The sequence below is a fragment of the Colwellia sp. MB02u-9 genome, from assembly GCF_014077085.1.
Lineage (GTDB): Bacteria > Pseudomonadota > Gammaproteobacteria > Enterobacterales > Alteromonadaceae > Cognaticolwellia.
The window spans coordinates 1-21148 of the sequence record NZ_JACGVF010000098.1; the positions used below are offsets into that span (position 1 = coordinate 1).

22 protein-coding genes and 1 pseudogene are annotated in these 21148 nt (G+C 36.7%); 18 read left to right on the top strand and 5 right to left on the bottom strand.

Annotated elements, in window-relative coordinates; all coding sequences use genetic code 11:
- The first annotated feature begins 144 nt into the window (after positions 1–144).
- The 7 genes from H4J65_RS14080 to H4J65_RS14110 all read left to right on the top strand — a co-directional run bounded on the left by H4J65_RS14080 (position 145) and on the right by H4J65_RS14110 (position 3429).
- A complete protein-coding gene (locus tag H4J65_RS14080; RefSeq protein ID WP_182198602.1) occupies positions 145–552 on the top strand; it encodes a hypothetical protein in 408 nt (135 codons plus the stop codon).
- A gap of 495 nt (positions 553–1047) precedes the next feature.
- Positions 1048–1287 (top strand): hypothetical protein, encoded by a 240-nt coding sequence (locus H4J65_RS14085; RefSeq protein WP_182198603.1) that lies wholly within the window; start codon positions 1048–1050, stop codon positions 1285–1287.
- A gap of 131 nt (positions 1288–1418) precedes the next feature.
- Positions 1419–1736: a hypothetical protein gene (locus tag H4J65_RS14090; protein ID WP_182136734.1), complete on the top strand. Its 318-nt coding sequence runs from the start codon at positions 1419–1421 to the stop codon at positions 1734–1736.
- A gap of 106 nt (positions 1737–1842) precedes the next feature.
- Positions 1843–2292: a hypothetical protein gene (locus tag H4J65_RS14095; RefSeq protein WP_182198604.1), complete on the top strand. Its 450-nt coding sequence runs from the start codon at positions 1843–1845 to the stop codon at positions 2290–2292.
- Positions 2293–2457: 165 nt separating this feature from the next.
- Positions 2458–2715: a type II toxin-antitoxin system Phd/YefM family antitoxin gene (locus H4J65_RS14100; protein ID WP_182169419.1), complete on the top strand. Its 258-nt coding sequence runs from the start codon at positions 2458–2460 to the stop codon at positions 2713–2715.
- On the top strand, positions 2703–3002 hold the full coding sequence (locus H4J65_RS14105) for a type II toxin-antitoxin system RelE/ParE family toxin (protein ID WP_182169421.1): 300 nt from the start codon (positions 2703–2705) through the stop codon (positions 3000–3002). The genes H4J65_RS14100 and H4J65_RS14105 overlap by 13 nt, the downstream gene beginning before the upstream one ends.
- 112 nt (positions 3003–3114) lie before the next feature.
- Positions 3115–3429, top strand: a complete 315-nt coding sequence (locus tag H4J65_RS14110; protein ID WP_182198605.1) for a hypothetical protein — start codon at positions 3115–3117, stop codon at positions 3427–3429.
- Between the two features lie 19 nt (positions 3430–3448).
- Here H4J65_RS14110 and H4J65_RS14115 read toward each other — a convergent pair.
- Positions 3449–4710: pseudogene (locus H4J65_RS14115) on the bottom strand (IS110 family transposase).
- A 389-nt stretch (positions 4711–5099) separates the two neighbouring features.
- Here H4J65_RS14115 and H4J65_RS14120 point away from each other — a divergent pair.
- The gene (locus tag H4J65_RS14120; RefSeq protein ID WP_182136885.1) at positions 5100–5291 is read left to right on the top strand and encodes a hypothetical protein; all 192 of its coding nucleotides are present in this window, start codon (positions 5100–5102) and stop codon (positions 5289–5291) included.
- A gap of 128 nt (positions 5292–5419) precedes the next feature.
- Complete coding sequence (locus H4J65_RS14125; RefSeq protein ID WP_182136884.1) at positions 5420–5614, top strand: hypothetical protein; 195 nt, start codon at positions 5420–5422, stop codon at positions 5612–5614.
- An 803-nt stretch (positions 5615–6417) separates the two neighbouring features.
- Here H4J65_RS14125 and H4J65_RS14130 read toward each other — a convergent pair.
- Positions 6418–8376, bottom strand: a complete 1959-nt coding sequence (locus H4J65_RS14130) for a methyl-accepting chemotaxis protein (protein ID WP_182198606.1) — start codon at positions 8374–8376, stop codon at positions 6418–6420.
- Positions 8377–8809: 433 nt separating this feature from the next.
- Here H4J65_RS14130 and H4J65_RS18075 point away from each other — a divergent pair, with 433 nt between their 5' ends.
- From H4J65_RS18075 to H4J65_RS14140, 3 genes are all read left to right on the top strand, one after another.
- Positions 8810–8932: a hypothetical protein gene (locus tag H4J65_RS18075; protein WP_259363343.1), complete on the top strand. Its 123-nt coding sequence runs from the start codon at positions 8810–8812 to the stop codon at positions 8930–8932.
- A gap of 55 nt (positions 8933–8987) precedes the next feature.
- Positions 8988–9137 carry a hypothetical protein gene (locus H4J65_RS14135; RefSeq protein WP_182198607.1) on the top strand — a complete coding sequence of 50 codons (150 nt, stop codon included), beginning with the start codon at positions 8988–8990 and terminating at the stop codon, positions 9135–9137.
- 152 nt (positions 9138–9289) lie between these two features.
- Positions 9290–9742 carry a DUF2127 domain-containing protein gene (locus H4J65_RS14140; RefSeq protein WP_182198608.1) on the top strand — a complete coding sequence of 151 codons (453 nt, stop codon included), beginning with the start codon at positions 9290–9292 and terminating at the stop codon, positions 9740–9742.
- Between the two features lie 219 nt (positions 9743–9961).
- Here the strand turns inward: H4J65_RS14140 and msrA are convergent, their stop codons facing one another.
- On the bottom strand, positions 9962–10555 hold the full coding sequence (msrA, locus tag H4J65_RS14145) for a peptide-methionine (S)-S-oxide reductase MsrA (RefSeq protein WP_182198609.1): 594 nt from the start codon (positions 10553–10555) through the stop codon (positions 9962–9964).
- A gap of 468 nt (positions 10556–11023) precedes the next feature.
- Here msrA and H4J65_RS14150 point away from each other — a divergent pair, with 468 nt between their 5' ends.
- From H4J65_RS14150 to H4J65_RS14175, 6 genes are all read left to right on the top strand, one after another.
- Positions 11024–11314 carry a YkgJ family cysteine cluster protein gene (locus H4J65_RS14150; RefSeq protein WP_182136880.1) on the top strand — a complete coding sequence of 97 codons (291 nt, stop codon included), beginning with the start codon at positions 11024–11026 and terminating at the stop codon, positions 11312–11314.
- A 375-nt stretch (positions 11315–11689) separates the two neighbouring features.
- Entirely contained in the window at positions 11690–12229 is a 540-nt protein-coding gene (locus H4J65_RS14155; RefSeq protein WP_182198610.1) for an isochorismatase family protein, read from the top strand.
- Positions 12230–12532: 303 nt separating this feature from the next.
- Entirely contained in the window at positions 12533–12757 is a 225-nt protein-coding gene (locus H4J65_RS14160; protein ID WP_182198611.1) for a hypothetical protein, read from the top strand.
- 257 nt (positions 12758–13014) lie between these two features.
- Positions 13015–13389 carry a hypothetical protein gene (locus H4J65_RS14165; protein WP_182198612.1) on the top strand — a complete coding sequence of 125 codons (375 nt, stop codon included), beginning with the start codon at positions 13015–13017 and terminating at the stop codon, positions 13387–13389.
- Between the two features lie 570 nt (positions 13390–13959).
- Positions 13960–14487 (top strand): hypothetical protein, encoded by a 528-nt coding sequence (locus tag H4J65_RS14170; RefSeq protein ID WP_182136876.1) that lies wholly within the window; start codon positions 13960–13962, stop codon positions 14485–14487.
- A gap of 262 nt (positions 14488–14749) precedes the next feature.
- Complete coding sequence (locus H4J65_RS14175) at positions 14750–16570, top strand: acyl-CoA dehydrogenase C-terminal domain-containing protein (protein ID WP_182185504.1); 1821 nt, start codon at positions 14750–14752, stop codon at positions 16568–16570.
- A 341-nt stretch (positions 16571–16911) separates the two neighbouring features.
- Here the strand turns inward: H4J65_RS14175 and H4J65_RS14180 are convergent, their stop codons facing one another.
- Positions 16912–17964: an aldo/keto reductase gene (locus H4J65_RS14180; protein WP_182198613.1), complete on the bottom strand. Its 1053-nt coding sequence runs from the start codon at positions 17962–17964 to the stop codon at positions 16912–16914.
- 565 nt (positions 17965–18529) lie between these two features.
- The gene (fadE, locus tag H4J65_RS14185; protein WP_182136873.1) at positions 18530–20947 is read right to left on the bottom strand and encodes an acyl-CoA dehydrogenase FadE; all 2418 of its coding nucleotides are present in this window, start codon (positions 20945–20947) and stop codon (positions 18530–18532) included.
- Positions 20948–21148: the final 201 nt, after the last annotated feature.

Here is a 21148-nt window from a genome sequence, read left to right on the forward strand (position 1 = left end):
GTAATATTGGTGGTTTTAACTACTAGCAACTAACAAGGCAATCAAACGGACACGCAATAGTTGGCTACGTTTCGCTTCGCTACACATTTTAGCCAACTATTACTTAGCCGCTTATTGCGGCGTTATAAGCCTTAAAGGATTTCGGTGCATTCTAAATTTCTAGATTACAAATTAACTTTTACTCTTTCAATACTATTTATGTATCCGGGAATAGCTGTCTATTTGTTTCTTCATAACAACTTCGAGAAGCTTTTTGTTTTTACAGTTGCCGCTTTAATTGGTATTTTCTTTTTCTATCAAAGTTATAGTATTTTCAAAAGTGTTCGAGGATTTTTAAAAAGAATTATTATTTCAACTCTTTTAGTAAGTGGCTCTTTGTGTGTTGCGGCCATTTCACCAGAAGCTAAAAATGCTTTTGCTGGTGCTATTTTATTTTTGTTTGTTCCAAGTATGTTTATATCTACTTATCTTTTATATAAGTCTAAACCCGCTTTAAAAGTCAAAGCATTGTACAAACAGGCTTATAACAAGCCGTTCAAGCAGGACAAATAACAGTTGGCTATTTGCTCCTTCGTCGCTTATTTTAGCCAACTATTATTTGCCTCTTAATGGGGCGTTAGGTGTACCAAGAGTTCAGGTGAAATATATAAAATGGAATTTATGATTAAACTGGCAAAAAGTAAATGGTTTAGAAGAAAAGTCTTTTATTACTCATTCTTCGCATTTCTATTTATGTGTTTTGTTGTATTTCTTCGTGGTTTTACATCTGATGTATTAGACCAAGTTACTATTTATAAAATTATTAAAGGTGTATCAATAGCAATACCAATATCGTTACTAATAGGTATGAACCTAGCGTATAAAAGGCTCAAAGAATTTGGTGCTAAGCATGCAGGTTGTAAAAAGAGTAAGAGTTAAAGTACACCTAACAAGAAATTAAACAGGGACAAAAAACAGTTGGCTTTTGCTCCTTCGTCGCTAATTTTAGCCAACAATTTTTTGCCCGTTAATTGGGCGTTATATGCCTAAAGGAATTGTGTCACTAATATGGATATTATCTTCAAATTTACCATTTTAGGGGTTCTGATTTTCTTTGCTGGATTCTTATTGTTTCAAACTTATATCAAGGAAATTAAAAAAATTGATATAGAGAATATTGGATGGTGGAAATTCAATATGATTCTGAGAGGATCTGCGTTAGTACTTTTTTTTAGCATGCTTCTTTCAGTTGCAGGTTTAACTATGGTGGTTTTCTTTGGTAAACCTTTAGTAGAGTCTTACTTTTAGTGTTAATCGGCATATAACAAGGCAATCAAACGGAACATTTACAGTTGGCTGTTTTTCGTGCCTCAAACATTTTAGCCAACAGTAATTTTCCGCTTATTGCGGCGTTATAAGCCAATGCTTCAGGGAGTAGTATGCAATTAACTGATAATCTAGTAAAAAGTATATTCGATAACATCAGAAATTTTGTTCTTTCATCAGTTGTTATAGCCATATCAGTAATTATCTTGCGAGATAATTATGCAGCGGATCATAATACGTATCAATATTTCATAGGGACAATATCTCTAATCGCAGGCATTGGTTTATTCTCTTTAAATGTAGTACATGCGTGGAAAAAACTTGATACAGTCATTTCAAATCTATGGCTGAAAGTACCACTGCTTGTACTTTATGCGTTAGTTGCGATTGAATTTGTCCGAGTTCTTTGGGTAATTAGAGTTGGCTTATAACAAGGCGTTCAAACGGACAAAAAACAGTTGGCTGTTTCACTCCGTTCACATTATAGCCAACAATTTTTTGCCGCTTAACGTGGCGTTATGTATCTAGGGTGAAATATTGAAGTACGGTGCTTGGGTTTTACTTTTAATGCTTTTTATCGGGTTAGGTATCTTGAAATTAAATCAGGATGAAGTATCCGGAACTGAGCTAATTCAAAAAATTGGAGTTATTGAGTCCATTAGTTGTAATTCAGGTAGTAAAGACGGCGCTCCAACTGTTGTGTTAAAAAGCAATGGCAGTATTTCTTCCTACAAAGTATTAGAAGAATTTTCTCTGAGAACTGATTGTGATGATAAAAAACAGGATTTAATCGGTCGTTCCGTAATCGTTTCTGTTTTGCCTAATGAAAATGATTTTGCAATGGCTTATGAGTTTCGCCTCGATGGAACTAAAATTTATTCATTGGATGATGTTGTATCTTCCGACAAAGAAACAGCTTACACACTATTTTTAATTGCTCTGGTTATGTTAGGTTCATTATTCTTTCATCGGCGCAAAGATACATAACAAGTCGTTAAAGCAGGACAAATAACAGTTGGCTTTTGCTCCTGCGTCGCTGATTTTAGCCAACATATTATTTGCCTCTTAACGAGGCGTTAGCCGTATAGTTGTAACCTCGAACTTTTGTGATACTATAGTGATACATTATTTGAGTTCTAAATAGGATTTATCATGAGAGTTGAACTTGTTACGACACTTAAGCGTCAAGCTACAAAAATTTTAGCTGACCTTCACATATCCAAAGAACCTGTGTTAATTACTGAGCATGGGCAACCATCGGCATATTTAGTTGATGTTGACGATTATGAATTTATGCAGCAACGAATGGCAATTCTTGAGGGTGTTGCACGCGGTGAGCAAGCAATTAAAAGCGGTAATACATTCTCGAATCAAGAAGCAAAAGAGAAAATGAGCAAATGGCTGAAATAATTTGGACATCTCCAGCTCTTGATGATTTAAATGATATTGCTGAGTATATTGCTTTAAGTAATATTGATGCGGCTAAGAAATTGACTCACAAAATATTTGACAAAATATCTAGGTTAGAAGACCATCCTGAATCAGGTAAAAGACCACTTGAATTAATTAACTTAAATTACCGTGAAGTTAATGTTAATCCTTGTCGTATTTTCTATAAAGTGGATAGCGACAAAGTTTATATATTACATGTCATGCGTCAAGAGCGAGATCTTCGTAGATTTCTTCTACAGAGCTAAATACGGCTAACAAGGCGTTCAAACGGACAAAAAACAGTTGGCTGTTTCACTCCGTTCACAATTTTAGCCAACAATTTTTTGCCGCTTAACGTGGCGTTAGGTTTCAGGTTCGATGTATTATAAAACTGGTGATTACCCTGAGTTAGAGGGGTTAAATAAAAAGCAGAAAAATGAATTTGTTTCTGAGGCTGTGAAGCTTCATAACAAATGGATCAGTTTGCGATTTTACTTTGTTATAGCATTAACTTTTGCTTGTTCCTTTTTAGTGGCAGAATTTGAAGTAGCTTTATCTCTTCCTGATTGGTCTGCATGGGTTATATTTCCTATTTTCGGCTTATGCTTTTACATATACCTTTTATGGGAAATTAATGGTGCAGTTTTCCAAGCCGTTTCTCAGCACGCTAATCAACCTAACAACACGCCCTGAGGTGGACAACTAGTAAAATTTAGCTATTTATTGCAAATTTTAACAGTGGCGAACCTCTTCGTTTCAATGCCGCTAAATATTTAGATTCATCGTAAGGCCTATTCGTTTTCCAGCACCTAAATATGATCCTAATCCATTTGAAAGCCAGTGATCTTATGATGCTATTATGTGGCTTTCCTTTGCTTTTTTGTTGTTCATAATAAGCCTTTGCCCAAAACGAATAACGAATAGAAAATCCTGCCCATTCAACAAAAGTTTGCCTTAAAAAGGTGGGTCAACTATACCGCCAATGTGTCCACATTTTCTTACCACTACGTTCAATCACAGGCGCAATACCTGCATATTTTTGTAGTTCTGAGGCATCATGGTAACGTTCTCTATTGCTACCAAATGCCACTAATAAGCGCGGTGCAAGTTTTGGCCCTGCACCAGGAAGACTATCGAAAATAACTTTATCTGGTTGCGCTTTGTAAGCCCGTTTTATCACTTTATCTAACGATTCAATTCCCTTGAGTAACACTTTGAATTGCGTGATGAGCACTTCGACTAAGAGTTGATTTGGCTCTATCACGCCTGTGTCTTCTGTTAACGGCATAGCATTTTTAATACTTAATATACGGGCATCATTAACATGGACGTAATGTGAATTATGGCCATTAAAAAAGTCTAAGAGCGTTTGTTTTTTTGCCTTTTTAACTTTAGCAAGTGAAGGCCATTTACTGATGAAATCACAGAAGATATAAGTGTTTTTTCTTTAAACCATTCAAGTACTTGCGGATAGTAATTCTTTAAGGTAGCGGTTAATTTATTCGATAAATCTACACTGTCTTGTATCAAGCTTCGTCGATATTCAACCAGCTGTGCCAGAGAGCGTATAGCCGCTGATTCAGGTTCGATGATGGATAATTTATCCATATGTAGGGTGAGTATTTCAACTTGTAAAAATGCATCAGTGGGATCATCCTTAGCACCACTTGGCGTGAAGGCTTTACGGAAATTAGCGACAGCTGAGGGGTTGATCGTAAATAAGACCAGATGATTGTATTTAGTGAGTGCATAAATGAGGGGGCCTTTTGTGAGTTCACAGGCCACCGCAACTTTCTGGTTGGGGTAGCGTTTTTTAAGGCTCATTGCCCAGTCGTGTAATGCTTCTGGGGTGCTCTTAATAATGGAATAGTGGTATTTTTCTGTGTGACTGGGATGCTCACAGACATCATGTTTTTTATCTGCCCAATCAATGCCGATTAAGGCAGCGAAATTATCAGCGTTATAACCTTTCATTTTGCAGCTCCTGCGCGTAAAGTTAACGGTGGAATGTGCTTAAATCTCGTTTCTCGCAGGTCTTATAGATAGTCGTGGTAGGCAATCCCTGAGTATGCGTTTTGAAATCGAGTTGCTCTGTTGGTTCGAACGTCTTGTTAGAAACATTGGATGTTTGCCATTCAATATTCGTAACCAACAGAAGCATGTTCCACTTAATCTAATAGTAAGTTACTTTATGAAATTAAGTGGCTTGGTCGAACTATAAGCAATTCAACAAGGACAAAAAACAGTTGGTTTTTGCTCCAGCGTCACTTATTTTAACCAACTGTTATTTGGTCATTATTTGGTCATTATTTGGCCATTAGTTGCATCAACAAATATCGGTTATCAATTTCAGGGAAGTATTAATGGAAAGTAAGTCATCATCTAAATCTAAATATTATCTAAGTGCATCTTTTATTATGTTTTTAGGTTTAATTTATAATGTTATTGAACAAGATTTTTTTGGTTCTGGAGTGTTTTTAATTTCATCTATAGTATTCTTATCTTTAGGTATAATTAAAAATCGTGCTGCCAAAAAAGAAAGTTCGGTGGGTTAAAACACTACTAACAAGAACTTCAAACGGAAAAATCCAGTTGGCTGTTTTCACTCCGTTTAACATTTTAGTCAACTATATTTTTCCGCTTAAGTAGGCGTTAGGTTTCATTCACTATATAAGGATCGTATATGTTCGCAGGAGTAGCTTTTTTAGCCATTATTTTTCAACTCGCAATTGTAGTTGGAATTATCGTCTTTGCTGTCAAATTACTAAACCGTATTACAGATATTGCAGGATCTCAGAAGTCCATAGCTGAATCTCAAGTCCAGTTGATTAGCTTGTTGAGTAAAAAGCAATCAACTCAGGAACCTGCTGATAATTAAAATATAAGTTGTTTAAAAGGACAAAAAAAGTTGGTTTTTGCTCCTTCGTCGCTTATTTAGCCAATAATTATTTGCCTCTTATTGGGGCGCTGGTGTCATTCAAACATGGAAGTTAAATCAAATGAAAGATGATCAATTTAAAGCATGGGAATCAACGCGAACAAAAGGGCAATTACATTTTTCTCTCTTTAGTGGTGTCTTATCATGGCTCTTAAAAACCACTTTTAATATCAGTGTCTAACCAAGTACGCCCTGGCATTTGAGTTCGTTCGTGTGCCCGGTGGCAGGTCAACGAAGCTGTTAGGGTGTATTCGTAGTACTACTAAATAAAGTACAAAAATGCCTAACCAGGTGAGCCAAGCGATGCGAAAAGCGCGCGCCTGCTGTTAACGTTAGATTACTAAGGATAGTATATGAAATGCCCTCACTGTAGTTATAAATTACACTTTTTCTCTAAAGCACTAAATAAATTTGGTAATCCTAAAACATGTCCAAAGTGTGATAAAAAAATCAAACTATCTCCAAACTATAAAATGGTTGCATGGTTAATTGTTCCTGTATTTTTAGCACACTTGTTTATTGTAAAACCTTTGGTAATAGCTGCAGGGTTTAGTGGTTCAGGTATTGTTGGTATATGGGGGGTATTACTTATATTTTTACTATGCAACTTCATAGTGCGGAGCAATTATAAGCCTTTCAAGTAGGGTAAATAACCGTTGGCTAGACCCTGTAACAAAATTTGTTACAGGGTCGTATTCATAGTTAATATATACGGGTTCGTTATTTAATACTAATATCAGGTGTTAATTATTGACTTTAAAGCGGCCAACTAAATTTGTTAAATCTTTGGATAAAATAAGTAAGTCATTCGATCCATCGGCCAATGTATCAGCAGTATTAACAATACCTTTTGCCGATTGATTAATGCCACTAATATCGTCATTGATCAAGTCCGATGAACTGCGCTGTTGATCTGCGGCTTGAGTAATACGTGAGATATTTTCCTTCATTTGTCCAACCAAAGAACTGATTTCGTTAAATGATTGATTCGCTTGTTCAATTTTTTCGATAGTTTGCTTCGATTGTTCGACATTCACGGCCATCTGTTGAGAAACAACACGTGTTTTATCTAGCAAGTTCATCAATACAGCATCAATTTCTTCGGTAGCGCCTCGCGAGCGTTGCGCTAATGTTCTTACTTCATCTGCGACCACAGCAAAACCTCGCCCTTGCTCACCAGCTCTTGCCGCTTCAATAGCCGCATTAAGTGCTAACAGATTAGTTTGTTCTGCAATGCTTCTGATAACATCTAATATTTTAGTAATATTCTCACTTTCCAGTTCAAGTGACTTCATCGATTGAGATGATTCACTTAACGATTTATTTAACGAACTCACTTCACTTACCGTGACAGAAATTAACGAAATTCCCTTTTTTGAGTATTCTTCAGTTTTCATAATAGTCGTTGAACTTTCTTGGCAGTCGTTTGAGGTTTGATGTGCGATGTCTGTCATTGTTGCGATAAGGTTATTCACATTATCTATTGATTTTTCTTGTTTATGGCTTACTGCTTTTACATCAGCGATTTGTATACCCGATTCATTAGACGCCACATTTAATGTTGATGCACAGGTTTTAATATCAACAACAAGCTGATGAATCGAGTCTAAGAATTGATTAAACCATTGAGCCAATTCACTGACTTCATCTTGACCAATAATCTCTAGTCGCTTAGTTAAATTTCCATCACCTTGTGCAATATCACGTAAACCTTCAGCCACACGGTTAATGGGTTGAACAATACGATTGGCTAACCAAAATCCCATGGCAATAAATAATGTCACCATGATCAAGGCAATCACGGTAATGGTTTGGCTCATACTAAATGCAGGCGCTAAAATTTCATCACTATGGATGACGCCAACAAAACGCCACTTTAATTCTTTTGAATAATAACTGGCAACATCAACATCTTCCCCTAAATGCTCGGTAGAAAAATGATCTTTATTTGGACTTTTTTGTAATATAGAAAATAATGATGATGAAAGATCTTTAATATTTTTGAAGTTATTCTCTGGTGTTTTGGCATCAGCTAATACGGTTCCTGACTCATCAATAAGAATGAGATAGCCGCTTTCACCTAGTTTTGTATTACTTAATATATCCGTTAATGTTGAAAGGGTAACATCTAGACCTTGTACGCCTATAATATCACCTTGCTTATTTTTGACTACTAACGCAGAAGTTACTACAGGTTTTCCTATGACATCTTGATATGCTTCAGTAATAATTGGAGCGTTGGGAGAGGCTAGTGCCTGTTTATACCAAGGACGTTGTCTTGGATCATAACCTCCAAGCACTTCTAATGGATATTGAACAAAGCCACCTTCTTTGGTGCCTGTGTATACGTAAAGTAAATCAGGGTGTGATGAACCAAAATCTTCATATAGTTTATATAAATCTAATTCTTCGACAGAGTCATTTTTTGGCTCCATCATATGATCAGAGTCAATATAAGTATGAGTATTCTCAGGAAGTTGGGCTGTCAATTTATTTTGAGCTAAAAATTTCACGTTAGCTTTGATTTGTTGAAAGAAGAGTTGAAAGCCGTTGTCTACTTGTCTTAACTCATCCTGAGTGCGTTCTACAAAGCTAGTTGAAGACTTAGAGATCGTCATTGATATGCTGACAATCGCAATAGCAATAATAGGCAAAATAACCGTAGCGGCAAAACTCAACGTTAGTTTAGAGCGAATATTCATAAAAAGTCGTTAAATAATCGTAAATGTAGCCATAATATAACTGAGAGTGGCGCTGAGACCAAGATCCTTTTTACAGACGTTTATTTATTTCGATTCAACCGCTTAAATTCATGGTGAGCAATTAAGTGGCGATCGTTTTTTAAATTTACTCATTCCACTTCAAAACCTTTAACGTACTTGGCGACCCAAGTGTTTGCCATACAAGCTAGTCAAGAACGACAAATAACAGTTTGTGATTTTTGTGCTTCAATATATTAGCAAGAAATTTTTAGCTCCTTAGTGGGGCAACAGGCAAATACAATATTAAACCGAGGATGTTATGAAAATAATAATGAGTTGGCTGTTTTTATTTAATTCAACATTTTAACCAACTATTTTATTGATGTTTAGTAAGGTATCGTTCATTTGGTTGACTTGGAAATAGGAAGTGACTATGAAAGAATCAGATTGGAAAGTGTTCACTGAGCTTAAGGATAAGGCAATTGAAAAATATTGCACTTTAGTTATATATGGTGCTGGGAGAATCACAAGACGTAATTTTAGATCAAAAAAATAATGTTCATAACCGGTACCTTTTATTATATAAATTACTTCAAAATAGAGATAAGCAGATGGCGATACTTTTTGATGGGCATAGTAGGTCAAAAGCACAGATACAACTTATGTTAATTCGCAGGGAAGGGCTTGTTGATGAAATTTTACTTGCTAAATTATCAGATAAATTTCGTAACGAAACAGATCCTGAAATGCTTGGTTGGTAAAACTATTAACGAGAAAACATACAAGAATGCGTAACAGTTAACTAGGTTTCGCTAGACAATTTTAATCAAGCATTATTTAGACTATTATCAGGGGATTAGGCCTCATAGTTATTTACTTTTTTTGGCGCATTTAGAACTGGAATTTAAAGTATATGAATCAAAAAGGGTTAAAGCCGATTGCAATCTTTGAAGCATTTAAAGGCTTGTTAGCACTAGGCATTGGACTTGGTCTTCATGAGTTTACTGGGGAGAATATTCCACAATTATTCGAGAGAATATTGACTCACTTACATCTTAATCCTGCGAGTCATTATCCCAGTATATTTATAAGTACTATTGGTGAGTTGAATAATTCTAATCTTGTTCTTGTTGCTTTTGGGGCACTTTTGTACTCAATCATTCGATTTGTTGAAGCATATGGTTTATGGCATGGCCTTAAGTGGACTGAATGGCTGGCTTTAATTAGTGGTGCGATTTATTTGCCTTTTGAGCTTTACAAATTTGTTGTAACTTATAGCCTTCTTAGTTTTTCATTGCTTTTAATAAATAGCATCATCGTTGTATACATGTATAGCGTAATAAAAACCAAACGCAAAGAAGCTTAGTTAGCGAATATTGCTCTGTTCTTGCCAACTGATTTGTTAAAAGCGGCTCTTCAATTTTTTGAACGGAAATTGTGTAGTTTGTGCCGTTAAACATGACTAATATTAACTGGTAAATGTTAGTCATGTTTGTTGAGGCTAAGCCTAATCCTAGCCTTCGAAGTGCCGTAGCTAATGCTTTTGGTAGCATGTGTTACTTTACAATCAGCAAGATCATCTTTATTAATCATGCGTTGCTCTATCACCCCAAATCTCTTTTAAACGTTGATCTCGACCACAGCCCCAACGATAAGCGTTATATCGTATTGGGCTATTTTTATAAAAATCTTGATGGTAGCTTTCATTACCTTTAATAGGATAAAAAGTACTAGTGGTTAATATAGGTGTAACTACGGCTTGATTAGGAAACGCTGCTATAACTGCTTTTTTTGATTGTTCAGCTAATGTTCTTTCTTGCTCGTTAGCAACAAAAATGGCGCTTAGGTAGCTTGGCCCTTTATCACAAAATTGACCTCTTGCATCAAAAGGGTCAATATTCACCCAATAATGATCTAATATATTTTGGTAGCTCACTTTGTCTGGATCGTAGGTTATTTCTACTGCTTCATAATGGCCTCGATGGTCACCTTGATAAGTTGGATTTTTTATCTTACCGCCCGTAAAGCCTGAGACAACATCTGTAACGCCGGGTAATTTTTCAAAATCAGATTCCATACACCAGAAACAACCACCCGCTAAAATGGCTTTATCTGCGTTGGCGAATGATGCATAAAAAAGCACCGATATTGATAAAACTAATCCTAATGTTTTTTTCATAATAAAAATCTCGCATCGATGTGGTGAATCAATAAATAGTTATGTAGATATAATTAAAGACCTGCTGTTAATAAAAATCATTTCACTTATGGTTAAATTCAACAGGCTTAATAGCGATGAGTTTTAAAGTAAAGGTTGCCAACATGTTGAATATTTTCTATTTATTTCCCCTAGCGCTTTATCGCTATCACGAGAGGTTTTCAGTAAAGCAGTAGACAAATGAGTCAGTAAACACCAACAAGCCGGGATTCAATTTTTGGCGTATGTTTTACCTGTTTTAGTGGTGAATATTGTGTATTTTAAAATTGCTTAAGCCCTCAAACATAAAAGTATAAGGGGTTGTTCTCACTCAGCGCGGCATTTTAGCTAACTATTTTATTCGCTATTATTTTAGCCTTGGTATTATTAGCTCGAGAACCCTATCACTATAGCGTATCCTGTGGGCTGTTGAGCTTATTATTGTTGTTTATGAATATTAAAGTAAAAAATTTGCCGGTGCCTGAAATCTTATGTTCAAACTGTCAGGCATGTTGTTGTAGTTTAGAAGTTAGAATTATTTCAGATACTGGTGTGCCACATCACCATATATATGTTGATGCGTATGGGCATGAATCAATGCGGCGCTTAGATGATGGTAAATGTTCAGCCCTTAATCGAGATACATTAATGTGTTCAATCTATGAAAACAGACCATGGGTTTGTCGTGAATTTGAGATGGGCTCATATGAATGTATAGATGAAAGAAATGAGAAGCTGTAGTATTTATTAATATCAGAACAGTTAACCTTTCACGCTAAATTGACGCTTTTAAAAGGACAAAACATCGCTTTTGGCCTTCCTTCCTTCTTTCCTCGTTATGATTGCAGTAAGCTGAAAAACTAGCGTCAACTTTATCAGGCCTTGCGTTGGATATTTTATCTAAAAAGATGAATTTTCAGACTCCTTTTGTTACTTTTAAATGGTGTTGTTTATAATTTTATGAATGGGTTAGCGGTTAACGCTACACCTATTTTATCTTGCCAAATGTTACTTTTAATTCGATATTACTAACACGAGTATTATGGTTAACAGTTGTTAAGCATTTTATTTTTTTCAAATTTTTAGTGCGATAAGGTTTCAGTTTAAGGTGGACGTATGTTAAAAAAAGAGAGTACAGGGCTTATTGTTACTGATGTTCAGGGTAAACTTGCCCGCATGGTTTATGATAGTGAGGTGGTAGTTGCTAATTGTGGCAAGCTGATTAAAGGTGCTCAGGCACTTGGTTTACCCATTATTTGGCTCGAACAAAATCCAGTGAAACTTGGTGCGACAGTTGCTGAACTTAGCGCTTTATTAGCCGAGCAAACGCCAACGCTTAAGTTTACTTTTGATGCTTGTGAAACGCCTTTGTTTATCGAGCAAGTTAAAGCAGCTAATATTGATAACTGGCTTATTTGTGGTATTGAAGCCCATATTTGTGTTTATCAAACAGCGCTACACTTGCAACAGTTGGGCTACAAAGTGCAACTTGTTAGTGACTGTGTGTCTTCACGCACTCTAGCCAATAAACACTTAGCAATAAATAAACTCGATAACAGAGGTATAGATATTTCAGGCTTAGAAATGTGCTTATATGAACTTGTTAAAGATTGTCGTGCTGATGAGTTTAAAGAGATTTTAGCTTTAATTAGATGAGTGAATTTGAAAAAGTAATTTAGCTTTATAGTTAGCTTATGAAAATATAAAATCAGTTTTTTTACTTTAATATATTACTGTAAAGGGCTTTGAAAACTAGCACCTTGTCGATTTTCCGTACCTATACTTTAGTTAATGTTTTGAATTATTGTGCTTTTATAATAAGCTCAGACTTACATTTTGAAAGCGAACTAGTTAACACTATGTTCTGCTTTGACAATATGCGGTGAGTTATTTTTACTCATCTACATTTTACTTAGTTATAAAGCCTTTTGAATAGGTCTTAGTAAAAGGAAAAATCTCTTGAATATTAATATAACATTTGTGGGTGAATTAATATTTTACTCAATGTTTATCGTAGGTGGTTTAAGTTATTACTTAGGTAAACATAAAACCTCGAACCCTAAGATAGCAACAATAATAGGTGTAGCCTTGTGTATTACTCCGCCTCTGAACTTAGTGTACTTAATTGTTTTAATGCTAAAAAACGACATAGTCCTCAATAAAGAGCTTAAAACTACCATATAATGTCAAAATTTAAGAGCAGGAGCAGGCTACCCATAATGGCCCGTTAACTTTGTAGCATTTTAACGGGTAAGTTCAACGCACTTTATATTGTGTTTCTGTCGCGTTTATTTTGATGGCAGTTAGGCTGTTTTATCAATTAGACGCTCAATTAGGTGTTCAATTAGGCGCTCAATTAGCTAATCAATTTTAGTTATTAATAGCGCCATTAATAAGGTTATTAAGTTTAATAGGGAAATGACATGAAACAGGGAAATAACATGAAACTGACTTTTATTATTACTTTTTTAGCGATTGCGGGTTGTTCTTCAGTGCGAGTAAATTCTAATGCAGATACTTACCTGGTCAATCAAATAGAAAATCATATGCGTAAAGATGCGGTTAAAAGATATACCTACAATGAAGTCTGGAAACTAGGCGCAGCGCAGGTTGGCTTCGTTGAGTCTGACTATTGCCAACTAGACTTTAGGGATCATAATATTGACCAAAATACATTAATTTCATCGTTAGAGATTAAAACGCAAAAATTGGGTGGTAATGCTTTAGTGTTTGATTCTTGCTTAGTCAATAGGAATACGGCTAGCTGCCATATTTATACAAAATGTAAGGGGATGGCGTACAATATTTCTTATTAATTCACATCTTATTAATTTAACACCATAAAAATATCTGGTAATAAAAGTTACCATGTTTGTTGTTATACCTTTCATTATACCGGTGCAGTTCGCACCTCCGAACGGGTAAGTTTAGCTTTAGCCCGTCAAGTTGGCGGTATAAGTTCTACTCTTTAGTTAAGCTTGAAACTTTTTTACTGACTCAATTGTCTTGAGGCTTACGGTTAGTCGTATCCTAGATTATATGACTTATTGTCGACAGTGGCGCTAAAACCAATAGATATACTACAAACGGCGTTAATTACAATATTTGAGCAATACATCTTTGGTGTTTTATGGCTTAAAGGTTAATTAATTTGATATACGCTTGCTTTGAGTAGCGTACAATACCAATCTCATTAATTATCTGATCATTTTTACTGGTTAAAATAACCAATTACTGCGTTATTTATTTAATAATTAGAACCACTAGTTATTAAAATAAATGCCTTATATTTGGCCATTTTTACTGCGCATAAAGTAGACCAGCTAATTAATGAAATTGGTATGAGTTTTCACGTTCTCAAAATTTTATAAATGTATTAGGTAAATATGACAGATAAAAAACTGATGAGTATTTTAAATACCTCAGCTAACCAAGAAGTTTTTTTTGGCCCACAAGGATTTAAGCAGGTAGCAACTCAAAACGAATTAAATGAGGCACAGCTTGGCTTTGGCATGAGTGAATTAGGTCAATCGGCAACCAGTGAAGACTTATCTGGCGAAGAAAAAGGCTGTTGGCAAACCTCATGGCAGGTTTTTGCCCGAGATACCGAGTTAGGTGATCCGTATTTTGTTGACACCAATCAAGCAGAATTACCCGTTTATACTGGTTTTTTAGCTGAAGCAGGTTGGGAAGTAGAGCTAGTAGCAACGAGTTTAGTGAGTTATATCGCTTGTATGCAGTTGCTGTTTGATCATGGTCAACAAACCCAGGCACAATTTTTTCCAGACCCCAGTAGTGTTATTGATGAAGTCATATTACAGCGGCTACAGCAGCAATTGATTGAAATTTCGGGTGGTCAGCAATTCTGGCAACTGTTTATGCAATGTTACCTTGATTGGCTTATTGAAGATTAGAAAATTCATTTAATTTTTTGTTCGTAATAAGCTTTTTACTCACTATTACTTTAATTATTACTTATTTATTGTCTGAAATCATATGTTACACAATGTATAACTCACCCATAACCATATGTTTTAAAGGGTTTATATTGTAATCAAGCTGTTTATTTTAGTAAAAAATAAAATAGTGGTTGGACCAGTGATTGGATCTGTGTATACTCGATATCACTTGTGCAGTAATGCAAAAAATTATTATTAAAAGTGTTAGGAGTTAAGCATGCTAAGTTATAAAGCACCGATAGCAGACATCAAATTTTTGTTTGAAGATGTATTCAAGTATTACGATCATTACAAAAAGTATCCTGAATTTGAAGAAGCAACGCCTGATTTGGTAGATGCTATCTTAGAAGAGTGTGCAAAATTTAGTGAAAATGAACTGCTACCTATTAACCAAAGCGGTGATGAAGAAGGTTGTACTTTTGATAATGGTGTTGTCACAACCCCTAAAGGCTTTAAAGAAGCTTATCAGAAATTTGTTGAAGGTGGTTGGCCTAGTTTGTCACATGCTGTTGAGCACGGTGGCCAGGGCTTACCGTCATCACTAGGCATGGTAATGTCTGAATTGATGGGTACAGCTAACTGGTCTTGGGCCATGTATCCGGGCTTGAGTCATGGTGCGATGAATACTATTGATACTCATGGTACTGATGAGCAAAAAGCACTTTACCTTACACGCCTTATTGAAGGGTCGTGGACCGGCACTATGTGTTTAACTGAACCGCAATGTGGTACAGATTTAGGCCAAGTTAAAACCAAAGCTGAGCCAAATGGTGATGGTACCTATAACCTTACCGGCACTAAGATTTTTATCTCAGCCGGTGAACATGACTTAACCGATAATATTATTCATATTGTATTAGCAAGAGTACCGGGTGCGCCCGCAGGTACTAAGGGTATTTCACTCTTTATTGTGCCTAAAATGCAAACTGATGAGCAAGGCGTTATTGGTGAGTTCAACAATGTTTCTTGTGGTTCCATAGAACATAAAATGGGTATTAAAGGCTCATCAACAGCAGTACTTAATTTTGATAATGCCAAAGGGGTGTTAATTGGTCCTGAAAATAAAGGCTTAGAATGTATGTTCACCTTTATGAATACCGCACGTGTTGGCACGGCACTACAAGGTGTTTGTGCCGCTGAATTGGCTTATCAGAATTCATTGATTTACGCGAAAGAGCGTTTGTCTATGCGTTCATTAACCGGTACAAAACATGCCGATAAAGTCGCTGATCCTATTATTTGTCATCCTGACGTACGCAAAATGCTAATGACCCAAAAAGCGATTAGTGAAGGCGGTCGTGCGATGATCTATTACACCGCAAAAATTGTTGATGATATAGATAATGCTAAAACTGAAGAAGACCGTAAAAAAGCCGATAATCGTTTAGGTTTTATCACGCCCATTTTAAAAGCCTTTTTAACTGAGCTTGGACAGGAAAGTGCTAATCATGGTCTACAAATTTTTGGTGGTCATGGTTTCATTAAAGAATGGGGCATGGAGCAAATTGTTCGTGATACCCGTATATCAACGCTTTACGAAGGCACAACCGGCATTCAAGCGCTAGATTTATTAGGCCGTAAAGTGCTAATGACTCGTGGTAAATCGTTAAATACTTTTGCTAAAGAGATACTTATTTTCTGTAAAGATCACAGTATGATATCGAGCAATCCACATAAGCGTCAAATGAACAAGTTTATCTGGCCGTTAAGTACATCGGTAGCGAAATGGCAACAATATACTATTCGCCTAGGCCTTAAAGCTAAAAAAGATCGTGACGTTATTGGTTCTGCTTCAGTAGACTTTTTAATGTACTCAGGTTACATCGTTATGGCTTATTTTTGGGCGCAAATGGCGCAAGCTGCCTATGAAAAATTAGCGACTGATGTTGAAAACAGAGATTTTTATCGTGCAAAAATTAAAACAGCTGAATTTTACTTTGAACGCTTATTACCACGTACTAAGTCATTAGCGGTAACTATGATGGCTGATCCTAAAACCTTAATGCAGTTAGATGAAGAGTTATTATCTTTCTTGTAAGCAATGAGTTTTAGCAATATTTTTGCTGATGTTTTTGTCTAGATTTTTATGTAAAACTTAACCTAGATAATAAAATAAAAAGGCCATATTTCATTAGAAATATGGCCTTTTTTTATTCTGTCAGCAAAGGTCAGTTTTGTTGTAAATTTTTTATTTTTTAGTGTGTCTAGCTATGCACTTCAGAGGTTTGTATGGTTTTTCTATATGATATGGCTGAAGTCTGCGGTTGAAAAATAGAAAAAGCTGCTGTGAAAATTAATCCAGCAGCTAAAGATTACTCTTTTTTACTATGCATATGTTTAGCAATGCTAAAGGACAGGCATAGCTAAACATATCTCTGGCTAAAACGGTGATGGAAACCGTTGCAATACCTGCTTAATATCTTCCAGTACATCAGGGGTCAGTGGCTGCTTAAAAGCCGCAATATTTTCTGTCAATTGTTGCATATTGGTTGCGCCAATAATGGTTGAAGTTACACCATGTACTTGCTTACACCAAGCTAAAGCCAAATGGGCTGGCGAAATATGATGTTTTTTGGCAATGTCGACGTAGGCCTGCACTGCGGCTGAAGTATTTGCTGTATCTCTAAAAAGACCATTGCGTTGCATAAAGGTAAAGCGACTACCTGCTGGGCGTTGGCCATTGAGGTATTTACCGGTCAGTAACCCTGTTGCCAGTGGCGACCAAGGTAAATAGGCGATATCTTCATTGACACAATTTTCAATTAAATACGGCCAATCTTTTGTATGTAACAAACTAAATTCATTTTGTATTGATACCATACGCGGCAAGTTATGTTCAGCACTTAAACGTAAGTACTGGTTAATGCCCCAAGGTGTATCATCTGATAGTCCGCAATAACGAATTTTACCCGCTTTAACGCAACTATCTAAGCCTTGTAATATGTCTAACATTTCTTCATTTTGTTGTTCAACATTAACCTGTGGATAGTTAATGCCATTTGGCCAGTGCCGACCAAAGTGAGGAGACTGACGGTTAGGCCAGTGTAACTGGTAAAGATCGATATAATCGGTTTGTAAGCGTTTTAATGATGCTTCAACAGCGGTAATAACACTGGCACCTGATATATTACTGCCATCACGAATGTAGGAGAATCCGGGACCCGCAATTTTTGATGCTAACACAATGTTTTTACGACGTGATGGATTAGCACCAAGCCAATGACCAATTATTTCCTCAGTTTTGCCATAAGTTTCTGCACTAGGTGGTACAGCGTACATTTCAGCCGTATCAACAAAGTTGATACCTTGTGATTGAGCATAATCGAGTTGGGTATTAGCATCGCTTTGATTGTTTTGTAATCCCCAGGTCATACTGCCTAAACAAGCAGGTGACACCTCTAATGAGCTACTGCCTAATCGAACATATTTCATTTTGTTAACCTTTTATACTTTGTTTAAATATCGAATGCTAAATGTAAAATTTATAGTGCTGTGTCACGGTTAAAATTAAAAGTCATTTTATGGCACAAGCTCAAGGGGAAGTTGTTAATAAAGGCTTGTGCCTGTATGGCTATTTTCAATGGCTAATATTACCAATACTAGATTATCAATACTAGAATAAATCATAGGCAGGAAGCTAGTATAAATAGTAGCAAAAAATTTCTGGCATACTCTTACTGGGTAATTAATGTGTTGATGTTTTGTTACCTAGTTAATTCAGACAAGCTAATTCAGACAAGCTTCGCTATTTAGCGCTTAAACTTAATCAGTTAATTTAACTGGTTTTTCAAACAGCACAAAGCGTTAGTGGCATTTTTATTAGCGCTTTATGGCAATAATAATGGCCAATATTCTCCTTGTACTATTGGTTGAAATTGATGGTTGAAATTTAGCACTGATGTAGGCTGACATTAACTTAATCAATTGTTGAACAAAAAAAAGCCCCTTATTGCTGTTGGCAGTAAGGGGCTTTATAACCATGATTTTTACTTAAAAACTAACCCGCTTTTAAGTAGTCAGAATCAAAGTCATCGACATCAATGGTCGCTTTGCGCGAAATTTCTGTCGCGGTGAGTAATGCGGCTTCTTTTTCAGTGATAATATTCGCCGCTAAGCCTTTTGCAGCAACAAGATCGAGTTGATAAAATGGCAGGCGCTGACCAAGTTCACGACAAATTTTCTCGAAAATAGGTTCACAAGCAATAATATCTTCAAGCGTTTGTTCTAATTGCCCTAAAATATTGCCGGGTTCACGCGTAAGATATTGACCTTTTCCTAAGCGTGTACGCGTTTCATTCGGGTACTGCAGTAAGGCCGCCACTTTATGATCGGTTATATCTGACGGTTTTTTCAACCAACAGCCGAGCGGTAAAATGATCAGTCGCAATACTTTCGCCACTATCCGATTAGGGAAGTTGTTAATGAGTGCGTCAATCGCCTGTTGAATATTGTATAGACTGTCTTCTAAGGCCCATTGTACTAGGGGTAAGTCAGCGCTTTGGCGGCCTTCATCGTTGTAACGTTTAAGGGTGGCAGACGCTAAGTATAAATAGCTTAAAATATCACCCAGTCGTGCTGAAATACGCTCTTTACGTTTTAAATCTCCGCCTAACGTTAACATAGCAATGTCAGATAGCATGGCTAAGTTTGAGCTAAAACGGGTCATTAGTTGGTAATAACGTCTAGTTTCATCGTTAAAAGGTGCGCTAAGGGCATAACTGCCGGTAAAAGAAAACCACACACTGCGGCAAATATTACTAATCGCAAAGCCAATATGACCAAATAAGGCATGATCAAAATCATTCAGTGCTTGTGTTTTATCTTCATTATTTGCCGCCGATAATTCAGCCAACACATAAGGATGGCAGCGAATAGCACCTTGACCATAAATAATCATACTGCGAGTCAGTATATTTGCACCCTCAACAGTAATAGCAACAGGGGCACCTTGGTAGGCACGGGCAAGATAATTACTAGGGCCCATACAAATACCCTTACCACCATGAATATCCATAGCATCAGCGACACATGTGCGCATTTTTTCGGTCAGGTGATATTTAACAATCGCAGACACCACACTGGGTTTTTCGCCCATATCAATTGCGCCTGTCGACATAGTGGTTACCGCATCCATTAAGTAGGCATTACCACCTATGCGTGCTAATGGTTCTTCGACACCTTCCATTTTACCGATAGCTATTTTAAATTGGCGACGAATACGACTGTAAGCGCCCGTTGCTAATGCTAGCGACTTGATACCGCCGGTACTATTTGAAGGCAAGGTAATAGCGCGGCCCACAGATAAACATTCAACCAGCATACGCCAGCCTTGTCCTGCCATTTCAGGACCGCCTATGATGAAACTTAATGGCACAAAAACGTCATTACCTTGGGTTGGACCATTTTGAAACGGCACGTTGAGTGGAAAATGACGACGACCGGTAATAACACCTTCGATATCTGTTGGTATTAATGCACAGGTAATGCCTAAGTTTTCTTCTTCACCTAACAGGTGGTCGGGGTCTTGTAATTTAAATGCTAAACCTAATACCGTAGCAACAGGGGCTAAGGTGATGTATCGTTTATCCCATGTTAAACGCATGCCAAGTACTTCTTTACCCTCGAACTCACCACGACATACAATACCGAAATCAGGAATCGCACCCGCATCAGAACCCGCTTCTGGGCTCGTTAAGGCAAAACAAGGAATTTCATCACCTTTAACTAGTCGCGGTAAATAATAATCTTGTTGCTCTTGGGTGCCATAATGTTGCAATAATTCACCCGGACCGAGTGAATTAGGTACGCCAACGGTAGATGATAAAACGGTACTGACACTGGAAAGCTTTTGTAAGACACAAGATTGAGCATAGGCGCAAAATTCTAGGCCACCGTATTGCTTTTTAATGATCATCGCGAAAAATTTATTATCTTTAAGGTATTGCCATACTTCGGGTGTTAAATCGGCAAGTTCATGGGTTGTTTGCCAATCATCAGTCATACGACAAACTTCTTCTACTGGACCATCTAAAAACGCTTGTTCTTCTGCGCTTAATCTTGGTTTAGGGTAGTTATGAAGTTTTTTCCAGTCGGGCGTGCCGCGAAATAGTTCCGCTTCAAACCAGGTAGTGCCGGCGTCAATAGCTTCTTGCTCAGTTTTTGACATTTCGGGCATAATGCCTCGAAAAATAGCGAGCAATGGACTAGAAATATACTGCTTTCGCACATCAGCAATATTTAATGGCAGGGCAATAATGACAAAAATTAGCCAACCGAAGAAAGCGATCACGTGGAAAAAAGTTCCGACGATCATCAGTAAGGTAAATGCTATGGTAAATGTTGAGAGTGAGGCGCGTGAATAAGCCATAAACCCGCATAATGCTATAGCAATGAGTATCCAAGTTAAGTAGTCCACATATTTCCCTTAATGTTGATATTTTGGCCAACGTTGGTAAAGTCAGGCCAAAGTTTATAGTCAGACCAGAGCTTAAGGTCAGACCAGCGTAATAGTTTAAGCTTAATTCGTCTGCTAGATAATTTCAAATTATTTATCATTACTAACGCCCTTTACTAGGATTATTTGCTGTAAAGAATTAAAACAGTATTAATTACTGCC

Bases quoted from the DNA above. Each gene is read 5' to 3' on its own strand.
- H4J65_RS14110 (WP_182198605.1), top strand. From the start codon at position 3,115: ATGTATTATAAAACTGGTGATTACCCTGAGTTAGAGGGGTTAAATAAA.
- H4J65_RS18075 (WP_259363343.1), top strand. From the start codon at position 8,810: ATGAAAGAATCAGATTGGAAAGTGTTCACTGAGCTTAAGGATAAGGCA.
- H4J65_RS14170 (WP_182136876.1), top strand. From the start codon at position 13,960: ATGACAGATAAAAAACTGATGAGTATTTTAAATACCTCAGCTAACCAA.
- H4J65_RS14155 (WP_182198610.1), top strand. From the start codon at position 11,690: ATGTTAAAAAAAGAGAGTACAGGGCTTATTGTTACTGATGTTCAGGGT.
- H4J65_RS14175 (WP_182185504.1), top strand. From the start codon at position 14,750: ATGCTAAGTTATAAAGCACCGATAGCAGACATCAAATTTTTGTTTGAA.
- H4J65_RS14165 (WP_182198612.1), top strand. From the start codon at position 13,015: ATGAAACTGACTTTTATTATTACTTTTTTAGCGATTGCGGGTTGTTCT.
- H4J65_RS14130 (WP_182198606.1), bottom strand. From the start codon at position 8,376: ATGAATATTCGCTCTAAACTAACGTTGAGTTTTGCCGCTACGGTTATT.
- H4J65_RS14150 (WP_182136880.1), top strand. From the start codon at position 11,024: ATGAATATTAAAGTAAAAAATTTGCCGGTGCCTGAAATCTTATGTTCA.
- H4J65_RS14135 (WP_182198607.1), top strand. From the start codon at position 8,988: ATGGCGATACTTTTTGATGGGCATAGTAGGTCAAAAGCACAGATACAA.
- H4J65_RS14085 (WP_182198603.1), top strand. From the start codon at position 1,048: ATGGATATTATCTTCAAATTTACCATTTTAGGGGTTCTGATTTTCTTT.
- H4J65_RS14140 (WP_182198608.1), top strand. From the start codon at position 9,290: ATGAATCAAAAAGGGTTAAAGCCGATTGCAATCTTTGAAGCATTTAAA.
- H4J65_RS14125 (WP_182136884.1), top strand. From the start codon at position 5,420: ATGTTCGCAGGAGTAGCTTTTTTAGCCATTATTTTTCAACTCGCAATT.
- H4J65_RS14090 (WP_182136734.1), top strand. From the start codon at position 1,419: ATGCAATTAACTGATAATCTAGTAAAAAGTATATTCGATAACATCAGA.
- H4J65_RS14105 (WP_182169421.1), top strand. From the start codon at position 2,703: ATGGCTGAAATAATTTGGACATCTCCAGCTCTTGATGATTTAAATGAT.
- msrA (WP_182198609.1), bottom strand. From the start codon at position 10,555: ATGAAAAAAACATTAGGATTAGTTTTATCAATATCGGTGCTTTTTTAT.
- H4J65_RS14180 (WP_182198613.1), bottom strand. From the start codon at position 17,964: ATGAAATATGTTCGATTAGGCAGTAGCTCATTAGAGGTGTCACCTGCT.
- H4J65_RS14100 (WP_182169419.1), top strand. From the start codon at position 2,458: ATGAGAGTTGAACTTGTTACGACACTTAAGCGTCAAGCTACAAAAATT.
- H4J65_RS14120 (WP_182136885.1), top strand. From the start codon at position 5,100: ATGGAAAGTAAGTCATCATCTAAATCTAAATATTATCTAAGTGCATCT.